Below are 13,124 nucleotides of genomic sequence, written 5' to 3'. Positions count from 1 at the left end.
CCCACCATAATCATGGATTTTCCCTTCTGGATAATCATTGTATTGGTGCCAGACGGATACTGGCGTTTGTGACATGGCCGCAATCATGAAGTCTGTATCGCTCTCCAGGACTTTATATGTAGTACTAATGCAACCTCACTTCCTCTTCTTCCGATATTTCTTGATTAATAGGACCAAAACAAATATTAGCAACAACAGAACAAATACGGCGACCCACAGAATCACTGGATTCCCTACGGTAAAGTAAGTATCTCTATACTGATAAGTTTCATTATTCATGAGTATAGAATAAATCATACGAAATGTTATGTATATGTGGGTAAGGAAAATTTTCCTTATGTGATCAGGCGAAGGTATAATAATCAGAAAAGCTCCGGGGTGTAATAATGGATAAAAAGCTTAAACAAAGCATTAAGACTGCGGCAGTAAAACAGGAAATGATTGTAGTATGGCTCCTGGACGGGGAAAAGATAAAAGGCATTGCAGAGGTATCTGCTGATCCTGACCGAGTAAAGATCAATACGATCGAGGGGCCAGTTTGGGTTCCATACATTGATGTGGAGAGTATTTCACGAGTAATTAGGCTGCGAGTTGAGGGAAAAACTACAGAATAAAAAGCCTGCTAACCAGATAAGGTTGACGGGCTTTGGCAGTGTAATATCTAATTTTAAACTTCCCCTGGACAAAACGAGAGTCGACTAACTGATGGAATGGTGAGTTCTGGATGCCTCCCTCTGCTATTTCCCCATGTTCTAAAAAATGCCCTATAGAGGTCTGGATATTCTTGTACCAGACATATACTTTAGATTGCGCCAGGGTTGCAGCGCCCTAGTTACTCTTTGAAATTGATATGTATTAAAAAATCATAAGTGTTCAAAAATATCTAAGGCATTACTTCTAAACCTGATTATTTTGGGTTGGACTTCTTCAATTAACTTATGGACTTCATCTGGATGAAGCTGTTTAAACCCTTTTTCATAGCTTACAGTGGCAATTTGAATAGGGCCACCAACAGTATTGTTGAATGAAGATGTTTTTAACAATAATATTACCGCAAGTTCCTTTAACTGCTCGACTGTCATTTGAGGATATTGTAAATAATCACATAAAACCTGAGAGAGTTGCCATTGAGCGGCCAAAACAGAGTCATTCTCATTAGGAACAAATGAAGGACTATCGTAAGAGTATATCTTAAATTGATTGGATTCATAGCTGTCAAAACCAGCTAATATGAATCCAACTGGTGACATAACCATATTAGGAATCTGTTCTGGAGTTAACGTGTTTAAAAAATCAGAATACTCTATTTCTGCAGCAATACGAGTCTCATTGACAATTTGAGAAAAATGAGCGAGTTGTTTTTGGCTCACACTATCTCTTAGTCTTCTTATAGTGTTGCCTCCAGGAATTGCCAAGCCATAAGTCATTATTCCAATATCTCTATTTAATTGGAGAAATTTAATTGAATCATCTTTGCTTTTTGCTCCACTAACTCTACTGTCACTAGCCAAAACTAAGCCATTACTCCCCCTTAAAGCAATTGCTAATGTCATGCTGTTCCCTCCAAGAAAATACAGGAATTGTTATTTCTCATTTTATCATGAAATAATTGTCCTTTTGAAATTACTTCATCGCACTCTTTGTCTTCAAACGTTCTTCCTCCTGAATAATTCAATACGCCAAATTCAGCAGCATAGATTAAATTCCTATTCATGATTGTAGCTTTTGATAACCATACTCCTAAAAATTTCAATGCATTCCCTTCACTTGAAGGGCTTTTATAGAGAAGGTCTTTATAAAAATCATACACTGTGTCTTTTTCAAGTGTCACAGTTTGGTCGAAGTTGGTTACTGGTAATCCAGAAATAAAACCAAGTACTTGGGCCTGATTAGCTATAAAACCACAGCCTAATGCACCAACATCAGAATTTTCAACAGCATTGACCTGCTCATTAAACCTATTCATTATAGTAAACAAATTATCCGAATCATTTGATTCTTCCATCACATTTTTAAGTATCTCATTTCCCATTTTAATATCCTTATATAGTAGTATCATTAACTTACGACCTTCAAAATTGAAAATACTTTTTAAACCCATCTCTTTAAATTGTGGGTTAGACAATGTAGATGCAACAAAGCCAGTGCTCGTTCGAATTACCCCGCCCAATTGGCTCATTGCACTCTACCTTCTAAATTGCTTTCAGGATTATCATAAAATTTTGTTAGCTCTTTCGAAACGACATTATTTTCATTAATCGGCTTATTATTGCTACTAAATTTTCTAATACTTTCATCAGAAACATAACTCATTAACTTTTCACCATCTTTCGCAGATTTGGAGTGATCCATTTTTTGCCTCCTAAATAATTATTATTCGATACAGAATTAATAAAACCTTCAACACTCAAATAGTTAATAACTATATAATTCTAAATTATTTATAAATTATTCAAACAAAGGTGTTTAAATGTCTGTTTCATTTGGAAAGATTTTGGACGGTATAAACATTAACATTCATCAGCCGAAATTAGGGACTTAACTCCGTTATATAAAGGGTACTTATTGGACATAAATTACAACCTAAAAAAATAAAAAAAGCCCACCAGACGAAGCCAGTGGGCAGATGAATCTATTCCTTATCTGTATATCCTTTGCCTGCTTCCGGGTTACTCACGATCCCCAGGACCACCAGCACGCCCAGAACCGCATTGACGGCCGCTGTAACCTCTTCATACTTCTCCGGGGCCAACTGTAGCCCGAAGATCGCCCCAATCGTCTGCACACCCAGAAGCACGGCCGCCGTCAAGGATACCCACATCCCATAGTTACGCCATTTGTTTTTCATGATCATTTAGCCCCCTTCTGAATCCCGGCCAGCCCTAGGCGGTGCAGAATCGTAATTATCCGCGCCTCTGTGTATGTGGCCTTGTCTGGTGTATCAATGACCGGTTTGCCGTTAAGTACTGATGGTGTATTCGCAAAAGCCTTCAGCGCATCCTTGGCCCACGCTGGCGGGTTAGTGTTGGTCAGCTCCAGCAATAAGGCGCTCATCTCCTTGATTTCCCCGGCCTGCTGAAGCGCCTGGTCCTTGAGCACATCTTTGCTCTTGATCAACCCACTCACGGTGGACGCCAGTTCCTTCACCTGTGCTTCCAATTCCTCAATCTTCTTCATATCTTCCGCTGCCTCCCCTTGTAATTTATCGATCTTTGCATATGCTGCATCCATCTGTACGTCCGCTGGCTTCTTCCCCGTCCGCAGATTAGCAAGAGATAGCCCGAAGGTCATTTGCAGATGTGGGTAGTCTTTGAAGCTCGTCCAGTCGCCGCCCGACTCGAATCCCAGCGCTTTCGCTTCTTGAATCACCTCGGCCCAATCAGCTTCACCGTCCTTGTCCCCGTCCCTTGTCATATCCCAGGAAACGCTGGAGCCATTCGGCAGCAGCAGCGCAAAATCTACGGCCAGCCCATAATTGTGATAGCTGTAGCCGCCCCGGGCATTGGTAACGATGCTGCCCGGCTTGGTGCGCCCCTGCGCATATAGGGCGTCCTGCTCTGCGAGGGTTCGCAGTCCCTGGGTAATGAGTATATTGACTCCTCGGGCATAACTGCACTCGATCAGCGCCTCTGCAGCCGCCTTAACGACAGGATTCAAACCAGCCAGGCGGGCGGCGGACTTGGTTTTAACCTGATCCAGTGTCAGCCCCATCACTCCCCCGCCCCCTTACGTGTCTGCTTGACCAGTTGATTGCCGTAGACCGCAACAGCACCACATAAGATGCCTTGCAATACGCTATCCGGGGACAGCCCCAGCATCAGGCAGACCACAATAATAGCAACTGCCGTGACGATATAGATAATCGCCCAATCCGGCACGCGCGGCGTCTGCTTAAGGATATATCCGATCACCCAGCAGACAATTAGCACCAACAATAACTCCGGTTTAATAAAGCTCGATACAGCATTCCATTCCATTACACTTCACTCCTTTGTTTGTTGATCTCACTGATACGTAGATGGGCCTGCTTTGCTGATTCCTCCACTCTTGTCACTCGTTCAGATAGTACATCGGTGCGCTGTCCCTGCACCCGAACATCTGCCCGAATATCATCCACACCACGCTTGATGTACTCAACATCTGTGCGCAATGCAGCACCGCTACCAGCCTCCTGGGCAACATCCTTTTTAAATGCAGAGGTACGGGTTACCCACCCAAGTACAACTCCGCTCACTGCTGCGACTATAGCCGTAATTGTTGTAATCTCCACCTGATTCCCCCCTCATCTCTAATGGTGATAAAAAGCCCCCGGATACAAGTCCAGGGGCAAAATAAAAACGCCTCATTGGGCGCTATTGGTAATCTTCTATTCAGCTTCCAGCAGCGCGGCGACATCCGGCCGGATTACCTCCGGCACCTGCTCCAGCGTTCTGATACCCTTATTAATCAAGTTTGCATATACCTTAGCCATTTTCATCTTCACCTCCCCCTGCGAGTGCGTCCGAGGCTTCCGGCTGCTGCCCGGCAAGCACCAGCTCGTACAGTTCAGCAAGGCCAACTTGAGCGTCAACCGCCTCCTGCTTGGCTACCTGCAATTCAGCCTGCGTCTCATAGAGTCTTTCCAGCGCATCCGCAAGCTGCTGCGCGGTGTCTACCGCTCCGGCTTCCACGGCTTCCATGCGGCCCTCCAATGGGTTCGGCTCGTTGAGGTAGGTAAACACCAGGGTTCCCGTCTCCGGGTCTACCCGGTAGCTGTCGCACTGCGCAAACTCCCGGGAGTACTGGCCGTATTGCAGCTTGATTACTCCCACCGTCTCCGGGACCCGCTGGGCCAGCTCCTTGATGCTGGCGAAGTCCTGGTCTTCAGTTGTCTCAACGTAGCCACGGCCGACATACTCCCCGGTGTTGTGGATTACATTTCCGGTTGCCTTGTCATAGTAGATCTTCATTCCGATTTGCATTTAATCAGCTCCTATTATTTAATACAGCATAATCCCTTGAAGAGTGAATGTGTTTGTTGTAATCCCGCTCTTTATATTTAAATACAAAGGCGTATTAACATTAATACGATTCACTGAAATCGAGCTCTGCCCTATCACTCCGTTGACGCAAAAGTATATTAAGTTAGTAGCGGGATCAATTAAAAATGAACTTATAATATCAGTGTTAGTTCCTGTGACGTTGCTTAGTAAATTAGTGTAATTTCCAGCTGCGTCAAAAATCTGAACAATTGAAGATCCTTCAATGCGCAAGCCGTTTCCTGTTCCGATAAAAGAGAAACCATTTGGGCAAGGATCAATTGATAGGATCGACCCAAAATTACTTGTTGCGGCTGTACTTCCTGAAGTGGATACTGTCCTTCGACTCGGCCCAGTAGCCAGAGTCCCAACTACACCATATATCCCTACGCCAGCACGAATGTTACTAGGTATTAGGTCGGGCTCAGCGGATTGTAATTGAGCCGTAGACACTTTAATCTCACCCGCTCCCGCACCGCCTTTCCGATATCCTTCGCGCGGATATACAGCAAGCGCTCCATCACCCCATTGTCCTACGCCTTGTGCTGGGTCGGCAGCATCGTTGATAACAGGCAGACTACCCTGCATACCTAATACATTTTTATCAGAGCGCAGATTTTGCGCTAACAAATCAGGTACAACAACGGATACCCAGGTTGATCCGTTGTAGTAACCATCAGGAGGTCTTAAATGGATCATAGCCTCTGGCTGTCCACCATCCCATGGTTTCCAGTACGCAGTAGCCAGAGGCGGAATATTGTTATTCTCGGCTGATCTATTGGGCATAGCTCCATTCACAACACCGGATTCCCGACCCACGGTATAGCCGGTCAGCACCTGAGCTGCTTCGGCTGTTCCATACTCACCTCCCTCACCCTGTAGTGTAAAAACCGCGCCGTCATAGATGAGCGTGTACACCCCGCCCTGCACCAAAGGTGGGTTATTGCCGTTCGGCTTTTTGATGGACTTGGCCCCCAGGCCGTTGACGTTGAGCGTGATCGGGCCGGAGGTGGAGGATGGCGCCTTAAAGGATAGTCGCTGCCCAGGTGCAAGCGCCGCAATTGGTGGATTGGCTGTACCGGTGAAGTTAGGCGAGCTGCCCGCGAGGGCGCCCAAGTATGAAACAGTCCCTTGCAGAACAGCATCAGGGATAGTAGTTAAAGAGAGGTCGCCGTTTCCATCAAGGAATGCTAATCCGTTTGCAATGTTGTACATACTGCTGTTTGGTACGCTCACCCATGTAGTCCACGTGCCGTTCACCTGCCGTCTAATCCACTCAGGAGGCGTACCCGCGGCATTTAGGCTTACTGCTTTTTGAAGTACGTAGTTAGGGCTACTCGTATGAGTCTGCACAAAGATATGGAACCACGATCCTGCAAGTGGCGGGTTTACGGGTGCGTTAACCGAGTAGAACCCTGCTGTGAGCACTGTATTCAGGTCGGTACCAACCGCAAGGAGTATCGACGTCCCATCGTCTTTGGTGAGTCTATACTTTTGAATGGTAGCGGGAAGCGCCGAACCATCCGTAACACCCAGCTTCAGATTATCGACCTTGGCCTCGATATAATCATCCGCAAAGTCCTGCCGGTCATTATCCTGCCGCAGCTCCGCGACACTCTGGACCACATCGGAGACTACGCCGCCCAGGCCCGTCCGCCATGTGGCTGCTGTCTCGGTAACATTGGCGGTGAGGGCGTATTTGTCTAGGGCAATATATGTGACGTAGTAGTCTGCGTTAGCTATATAGACTCCTTCTGAGATCAGGGCGTCCATGTTACCATATCCAACACTACTAGCACGAATTGTCCATTTCTCATCAACGTCTGCACCTTTATAGATAGCAAGTATTGTTCGTGCTCTCTGCTTTAATGCTGATGCTGGGAAGCTATTGTTATTGACCCGCCATACCTTATTCGCTGAGTCATATGCTGGATTAGCCTTCTCCCTCTGAATAACTCCCGTATCCACACTGATCTGATTACCGCCAGGGTGGAGGGTTATGCTCCCCTCAGCGTCAGGGACAGGAACCGGAGCTGCTGCCTGCGCCAGCACGTAATCAAGCGTAGCCCATGCCGTCCAGCCCGGGGCTTTATTGGCGGCCACCCATGCCTCGGTGTTCGTTGCCGGGGCACTGCCGTCCAAGATGGATACCCATGAGGTGTACACAGTGCCATTATTGGCGGTGGCTTTCCATCCATTCATCAGTGCCTTAATCGCAGATGTAGATGGGTTAACAGCATCTGACCATCCGGATTCTGAACCTGCTACTGATAGGTAGATATTGGTGTCGGTATACACTAGGAATTGGTCTGCTCCGGTTGGTGCTAGAGCAAAGTATGACAGGGGTACTCCGGTGTACTTAATTGCCCGCTGGTAAACACCACTTATAAGCGCCGGAGGAGTGTTTAGAGGTGCCCGTACCCTCTTGTATCCAGTATATGATGTTGTAAATAGCCATGCGAGGTCGCCAGAAACCGCTAGGTTCTTCTCAAGCGCTTTAACATACAACCACTCTGAACCAGCACTGTACACCCTGTCTCGTACATCCCCGATCTGCCCGAGCGTGACCGGGAGGATTACGCTCTGAGGCTCCGCTGGGGTGAACGTTGTGGCTACAGTACCAATTTCAAGTTGAAGATTGGAGAACCTCACTACTCCCACAGTAGTATTTCGGAAGTATAAGCGTATTCTACTATACGAACCGCTGTTGAATGCTCTGGGTGAATTGGTAGCATAATCAGACAGACTCACAGTGGCAGCTTCGTTATATACTCCTATTTGACCTGTGGAACCCATCACTCCAGAAAATACGTAGTTAGTATTAGGTGCTACGTCATAAGTTACATAGCCATTCCCATTGGCGACAGCAGCAGTATGGTCAAATACATACTCCTCTACTGTGGTTCCGTTGCTTGTCGGTTTTTGGGTCAAAGGAAGGAATAGGTTTTTCCCCTGCTTTGTAATGGCTACGCCCTGAACGTGTTGCTCGCCTGACACATGCGGGAAATAGGAGTCAATAACATCTCCGATTATAGTCGTGCCGATTGCAGCATATTCAGCAGCAGACACCTCGTACAAGCGAATGTCATCAATATAGAATGCGCTGGCCCCCTTATCCCCAGCACCAACCAATAGCCGGAACCCGCTGCCAACCAGGGTGTTACTGGTGGGTATTTTAACAACCCTAAGCTGCCAATTACCTATAACTGTGGTTGACCCGAATATGGAGTATCGTGAGATAAACGTCCCTATATCCCGTAGTGATACTTCTGGTGTTGCCGGGGAGGTTACTGACTCAATGTACATCCACGCCGCAAGGACATAGTACTTTGTCGCATCTAACGGAACTGACATATCCCTGTAAACATAAGCTGATGAGGCTGCGGATGGGGCAAATTTTAGCGATGATACACCGGATTTCCTCTGCGTTGTAGACACGGTTGTTGGCACCCCGACCGTAGTAAACCCCGTAAGGCTCTCCCCATCCCCATAGCTACCCAGCAGGTTAACCAATGTCCGCCCCTGAACCGTCAGGTCCAACTCGCTGCCGTTCTGATCCGCCTGGATTACCGATGTCCCCAGCCCCAGGGTTTGAGTCAGATTCACCCGGCCTAACTGGCTGGCGTCTGCCTTGGCGTTCCATGCGCTGCGCTCTGCGGAGGTGATGTGTGCCGTTGTATTGCCCGCATGGGTTGTGAGATTGGCCTGAACATCGTTTGCCTTAGTACTGGCATCCGTTGCGGCAGCAGATTGTGCTGCGTCAGCCTTGGCCTGCGCTCCGGCCGTTGTCTCCTTGTTGTTCCAGGCGGTGCGCTCTGCGGAGGTGATATGCCGGACATTATCGTTATTGTGTGTCGCCGCTGCCTCCAGGGTTGTGGCTGGAGCCGTCCGCCAAGAGGATTTACCCGTGATGGATCGGATCATATAGGCAAGCCAATTAAGCGCAGTCCCAAGCTTGCCCGTTGCTTCCGCCGGAGCTGCAATCGGCGCAGCCCCCGCGTCCGCAATCGTTCGGTCTCCGATAACGGTATCCGTAGCTGATCCGGCGCCACCGGCCCCCGTTGTTAGTCCGGCCAGCTTCGCCTTCTCTTCCGAGCTGAAATTCTCCGTTGAAAGTTGCTTGCCAGACACCTTATCAACCTTACCTGCGAGCTGCGTTGTCATTGTACCGGCAAAATCGGGATCGTTGTTCAATGCATCCCCGATTTCCTTTAGCGTATCCAATGCTTCAGGCGCAGCCCCGATCACAGTCTTAATACGCTGGTCTGTCTCCGTCTTACTGTAGGTGGTGCTCTTATCAGCCTTCGTCAGCAACTGGGTCTCGGTGTAAGATTTTGCGGAAGCGAGGGAGGCATCCGCTTTTTGCTGGGCTCCTGCAGGTGTTTCTTTGGAATTCCAAGCCGTCCGCTCTGATGCGGTAAGATGCTTCACATTATCAGCAGTATGCGTCTCGACATCTTCGGACAGATCAACCAGCTCGCTATGAGCTCCTTCTATTCCATCCTCAATATGATTCAGACGTGCTGAGGTAATTCTCGTTCCTTCCTGGACCAATTCATACAGCGGCCGTCCCGTCTGCGGGTCCGTCTTTTGCTTTCCAGACGAATCCTTGATTGGTTTGGTCAGATCAGGGATCTCGTCCTTCCAAGTCTGTTTGTTATATGCCACCAGCGTTCGCCTCCAATCTCAATACAAACTCAAAGGCAATTAAAAACCCCTTATCGTTTTTGGTAACGGTAAGGGGTTGGTCTGCCAGTATGTTGCCGTCCAAATCCAGCAAGGCAGCTCCTAAAAGCTGTTTGCCAATGGCCTGTGTCTCTTCTATATAAATATATTTCCTGACAGACAATCCTGAAACGACCGTCTTGTAAATCGGGTAAGCCGTCTGCACTCCACCGATATTTACCCGCGCTTCTCTAATATGGCCATTCAGATCGTTGATCAATTTATCAAGCAATAACTGTTTAATTACATCTGCCAAAAATATCAGCCTCCCATTGGCACTTCAAATCCACAGATGGGGAAATCCACCCCGTGAGAGTATCCAGTACCTTTAATATTGATCGTTTGTGAAGGAACAGAAGAACTGATCACTGCCCGGCGGATGTGAACCGGACGAATGTATTCAAAGTCTGCCTGCAGACCAACCATATTAACCGGCTGGGAAAGCGAAAACTCAAATTGAACCTCTTTGGCTAAAAAATCCTCCGAGATGTTCAGCAGCTTACCGTGCTGATTACCTATGTCACGCAATATAGGTAGCCGGAATGGCCGGTCACCCCATCGCTTCCGTCGTATCGTCTCCCGGCGCTCATCGTCGGTTCCGGCTTGCGTCTTCCGGAAGTACATCCATTCCCAGGCCCACAGCGCCCAGGTAGCACGATTCAAAATAAACTGACTGCTTAAATCATCAATGGTCTTTTCACGAGCGATCATTTCCTTTTCCATCACTGAAAAATGCCTGTCAGCCATGTCTATTTCATACCAATACGGCGGCAGCACTTCCCGGTATCTCAGCGGAATCATGTCAGGACCACCTCAATCCGAAGAACCGAAGTCGGCGGGATGATTACGTCGTCCTCGGCTCCATTAATTGTAAGGCTCTCATAGTCCTCAACCCCGGGAACCAACAGGAGCGCGGCCACATAGTTGTAAACTAGCTTATCCCGGCCGCTTGTATACTCAGCAATACGCTGCCGGATGGTTTGCTCAAGGGCAGCCATGTCGGTGCCGATAACGGTCAGCAGTTTCGTCTCGATCTTGGCCGTAAATACTGGAGCTGGATGCACCTGGAGGTCATGTCCGACGATTCGGCGCTCTTCCCACATCCACGCCTTCACCTTTCCCGCAAATTCTTCGGTAATCGGCTGGCCATTCAGATCCGTCAGGTAAAGATCGATTGAGTTCTCATGCCGTTCCTTTTCCCGGGCCATGGCTCCGCCGACTCCGGCCATCTCCATTGCCCAACTCTCGTAATCCTTCCGCCGCCCGCTACCAAACTCAGACGCAGCCCGTGTGAGCATCCGCAGGCGGAACGTGTCGTCGTTCTCGCCCTCTTTACGGATCAGGCCCGCCGCCCAGCCATGTCCGTCCAGGTACTCGGAGTCCGCCCAAATAGGAAAACCCTGAAGGAAACCATAGGTCCATAGCACCTGCTGCTCCGCAATCTCAATAGCTAGGGGATACCAGAGGTCGTAAAAGTATTCACCTTCATCTGTAGGCGGTGGAGGAAGGTTACGTTCAATTGCGAGTGCGATCGCCCTATTAACCCAACGCCGGTAAATGTCCTCCGGAGTCTCCTCCAGGATAGGCATGCTTGGGAGCGCCGGCAGGTCTGTTAATTTTATAGTCATATACCAATAACCTCCTCCAGTTCGGCATTCCCAGCCACTCCAATCAAATAGATACTCAAAAACATCTCGTGACCAACCCGTTCCATTGACCTCACTTCAGCTCGCAGGATCTCCGCATGAGCCATCAAGGCTTCTTCGATATCACGCTTGATCTCTACGTCCTCCCAACCGGACCATTCGGACCGTTCGACACCGACCTCGGAACCGTAAAGGACATAACGGAAACGCTCTGTATTCAGGATTTTCAAAGCTGTCTGCACCAAGTACTCTGGATACGTGCGGGTCTTTGTAGGATGACCAGCATCATCAAACACGGCGCGCCGATTGCGATAATCGATGACGTACGTCCACTTAGTCGCAGAGACGACGGATTCCGTCAACTCTATGCCATCGAGGTCTGTCAAATCCAGAACAGGAAACAATCCATCATCCGCCACTGCTGCCCACATCCTTCCCAAGTACGTAATAGCGCTGCCCGGTCAATCGGGAGACGATGAGCCGATCACCCGCCTGCAGCGGGCTGGGAAGAACGAGGACACCTGTGAGCGCAGAAGTAGAAGGCTGCTTAACCTCAAATACAGCATCAATGCGACGCTCCTGCAGATACTCTGCAAAGACTAGCTTCTCTGCAGGATAAGGCTCCTGATCGCCATCAACTTGAATGGCAGGGTTTCCCGGCCAGCTCAGCAGTGTGGCCCTCTCGGTATCTCGGGCATCAATGTGACCGGCAGTCTTTTCCCGCAGCAGCTTAAGCGCATCATTCAGCACCGCTATTCCCTCCTCTCCAACTCTAGCTTTACGGTATACATTCCATTTTTAAAACTGCTCTCCGCAGACTCCACAATCCACTTGGATGTATGGTCCGTCTTGATCAGCACCATCCAACCGGCTCTAAGCCCAGAGAGGGAATGATCTTCATGCTTGACTGTGATCTTCTTGCTCTGTTTAGCCGGTGACATAGCCTTCAGGCGCTGAGTTGCGATCGTGGCCGGGTCCTCATCTTCCTCAACCTCAATGATTTCCTCCATACGGCCCATTGCCTGGACTGCGCCTGCCGCAGTCTTTGTTACAGAGGAAGCCAGCTTATCATCCTTGTACTTTTGAGCAGTAACCACCGTATAGGTTTCCTCAATGCTGTAGCCCGCCGTGCTGGATTCCATCTGTTCGGGAATAAACACCGGTACCCGGCTATTTGTGCCTTCGCGGACCACCTGCAAGTAGAATCCCGAATCCGTCCGGACGACATCGATGTGATACCGGTAGCCGCTGCGCTCATATGCTTTTTGCAACACATCCAGGATGAGTTCTGAGTGTGAAATCGTTCCATACCGTTCGTCCAGTTTAAAACCAAAAGCGGGACAGCGGAAATCAATGCCAGTAGTCTTGATGTAGCGCTGTAGCTCCGCGCCAGCTTCCCCTTTAAGATAAGGACGGACACCTTTGTTTTTGGACAAATACCAGCCGATCTCCCGGGCATCGATTTCCCACTCCCGAGAAAATTCATTTTGCTCATATTTGATAATCGGTCCGTAGAAGAACTGGTTTTTGTGATGAAGCACTCCAACCCCTGATAACTGCTGTGAAAAACACATCAACAGACCGGCTATCTTAACGTCTGCAGCATCCCGCACCCGCACGGTCATACTACGAGCAATTTCATCCCTCGCTGAAGACCAGGCCAGCTCGACAATTGCATCCGTCAGTAAAATACGGTTGCCTTCCTTCCCATATACAACTGCAAAATTGTCCATCT

17 protein-coding genes are annotated in these 13,124 nt (G+C 48.6%); 1 reads left to right on the top strand and 16 read right to left on the bottom strand.

From position 1 onward, the window contains the following. The first annotated feature begins 386 nt into the window (after positions 1-386). Positions 387-614, top strand: coding sequence for a hypothetical protein (locus MKZ07_RS30405; protein WP_341029272.1), 228 nt, complete (start codon positions 387-389; stop codon positions 612-614). 249 nt (positions 615-863) lie between these two features. On the opposite strand, the gene MKZ07_RS30400 is transcribed toward MKZ07_RS30405, so the two are convergent. From MKZ07_RS30400 to MKZ07_RS30325, 16 genes are all read right to left on the bottom strand, one after another. Beyond that, complete coding sequence (locus tag MKZ07_RS30400; protein ID WP_341029271.1) at positions 864-1,553, bottom strand: hypothetical protein; 690 nt, start codon at positions 1,551-1,553, stop codon at positions 864-866. Beyond that, entirely contained in the window at positions 1,550-2,179 is a 630-nt protein-coding gene (locus MKZ07_RS30395) for a hypothetical protein (RefSeq protein ID WP_341029270.1), read from the bottom strand. Before MKZ07_RS30395 ends, MKZ07_RS30400 begins: the two co-directional genes overlap by 4 nt. Continuing rightward, complete coding sequence (locus MKZ07_RS30390; protein WP_341029269.1) at positions 2,176-2,352, bottom strand: hypothetical protein; 177 nt, start codon at positions 2,350-2,352, stop codon at positions 2,176-2,178. Before MKZ07_RS30390 ends, MKZ07_RS30395 begins: the two co-directional genes overlap by 4 nt. Positions 2,353-2,632: 280 nt before the next feature. Further along, on the bottom strand, positions 2,633-2,848 hold the full coding sequence (locus MKZ07_RS30385; protein ID WP_341029268.1) for a phage holin: 216 nt from the start codon (positions 2,846-2,848) through the stop codon (positions 2,633-2,635). Between the two features lie 2 nt (positions 2,849-2,850). Continuing rightward, the gene (locus MKZ07_RS30380) at positions 2,851-3,711 is read right to left on the bottom strand and encodes a M15 family metallopeptidase (protein WP_341029806.1); all 861 of its coding nucleotides are present in this window, start codon (positions 3,709-3,711) and stop codon (positions 2,851-2,853) included. Continuing rightward, on the bottom strand, positions 3,711-3,977 hold the full coding sequence (locus MKZ07_RS30375) for a phage holin family protein (protein WP_341029266.1): 267 nt from the start codon (positions 3,975-3,977) through the stop codon (positions 3,711-3,713). Before MKZ07_RS30375 ends, MKZ07_RS30380 begins: the two co-directional genes overlap by 1 nt. Further along, a complete protein-coding gene (locus MKZ07_RS30370; RefSeq protein ID WP_341029265.1) occupies positions 3,977-4,270 on the bottom strand; it encodes a hypothetical protein in 294 nt (97 codons plus the stop codon). The genes MKZ07_RS30375 and MKZ07_RS30370 overlap by 1 nt, the downstream gene beginning before the upstream one ends. A gap of 96 nt (positions 4,271-4,366) precedes the next feature. Further along, positions 4,367-4,477 (bottom strand): CD1375 family protein, encoded by a 111-nt coding sequence (locus MKZ07_RS30365; RefSeq protein ID WP_341029263.1) that lies wholly within the window; start codon positions 4,475-4,477, stop codon positions 4,367-4,369. After that, the gene (locus MKZ07_RS30360) at positions 4,464-4,961 is read right to left on the bottom strand and encodes a hypothetical protein (protein ID WP_341029261.1); all 498 of its coding nucleotides are present in this window, start codon (positions 4,959-4,961) and stop codon (positions 4,464-4,466) included. Before MKZ07_RS30360 ends, MKZ07_RS30365 begins: the two co-directional genes overlap by 14 nt. Positions 4,962-4,979: 18 nt before the next feature. Then, the gene (locus MKZ07_RS30355; protein WP_341029259.1) at positions 4,980-9,686 is read right to left on the bottom strand and encodes a pyocin knob domain-containing protein; all 4,707 of its coding nucleotides are present in this window, start codon (positions 9,684-9,686) and stop codon (positions 4,980-4,982) included. After that, on the bottom strand, positions 9,676-9,999 hold the full coding sequence (locus MKZ07_RS30350; protein WP_341029257.1) for a hypothetical protein: 324 nt from the start codon (positions 9,997-9,999) through the stop codon (positions 9,676-9,678). The genes MKZ07_RS30355 and MKZ07_RS30350 overlap by 11 nt, the downstream gene beginning before the upstream one ends. 5 nt (positions 10,000-10,004) lie before the next feature. After that, positions 10,005-10,544, bottom strand: a complete 540-nt coding sequence (locus tag MKZ07_RS30345) for a hypothetical protein (protein ID WP_341029255.1) — start codon at positions 10,542-10,544, stop codon at positions 10,005-10,007. Further along, positions 10,541-11,371, bottom strand: coding sequence for a baseplate J/gp47 family protein (locus MKZ07_RS30340; protein ID WP_341029254.1), 831 nt, complete (start codon positions 11,369-11,371; stop codon positions 10,541-10,543). Before MKZ07_RS30340 ends, MKZ07_RS30345 begins: the two co-directional genes overlap by 4 nt. Then, entirely contained in the window at positions 11,368-11,808 is a 441-nt protein-coding gene (locus tag MKZ07_RS30335; protein WP_341029252.1) for a DUF2634 domain-containing protein, read from the bottom strand. Before MKZ07_RS30335 ends, MKZ07_RS30340 begins: the two co-directional genes overlap by 4 nt. Beyond that, complete coding sequence (locus MKZ07_RS30330; RefSeq protein ID WP_341029249.1) at positions 11,798-12,139, bottom strand: hypothetical protein; 342 nt, start codon at positions 12,137-12,139, stop codon at positions 11,798-11,800. Before MKZ07_RS30330 ends, MKZ07_RS30335 begins: the two co-directional genes overlap by 11 nt. A gap of 2 nt (positions 12,140-12,141) precedes the next feature. Continuing rightward, a complete protein-coding gene (locus MKZ07_RS30325) occupies positions 12,142-13,122 on the bottom strand; it encodes an XkdQ/YqbQ family protein (protein WP_341029247.1) in 981 nt (326 codons plus the stop codon). Between the last annotated feature and the right edge of the window lie 2 nt (positions 13,123-13,124).

It is taken from the genome of Paenibacillus sp. FSL P4-0338 (assembly GCF_038002365.1).
Lineage (GTDB): Bacteria > Bacillota > Bacilli > Paenibacillales > Paenibacillaceae > Paenibacillus_AQ.
The sequence above is the reverse complement of the archived record's forward strand: the minus strand, read 5'-3'. Positions and strand labels throughout refer to the sequence as shown.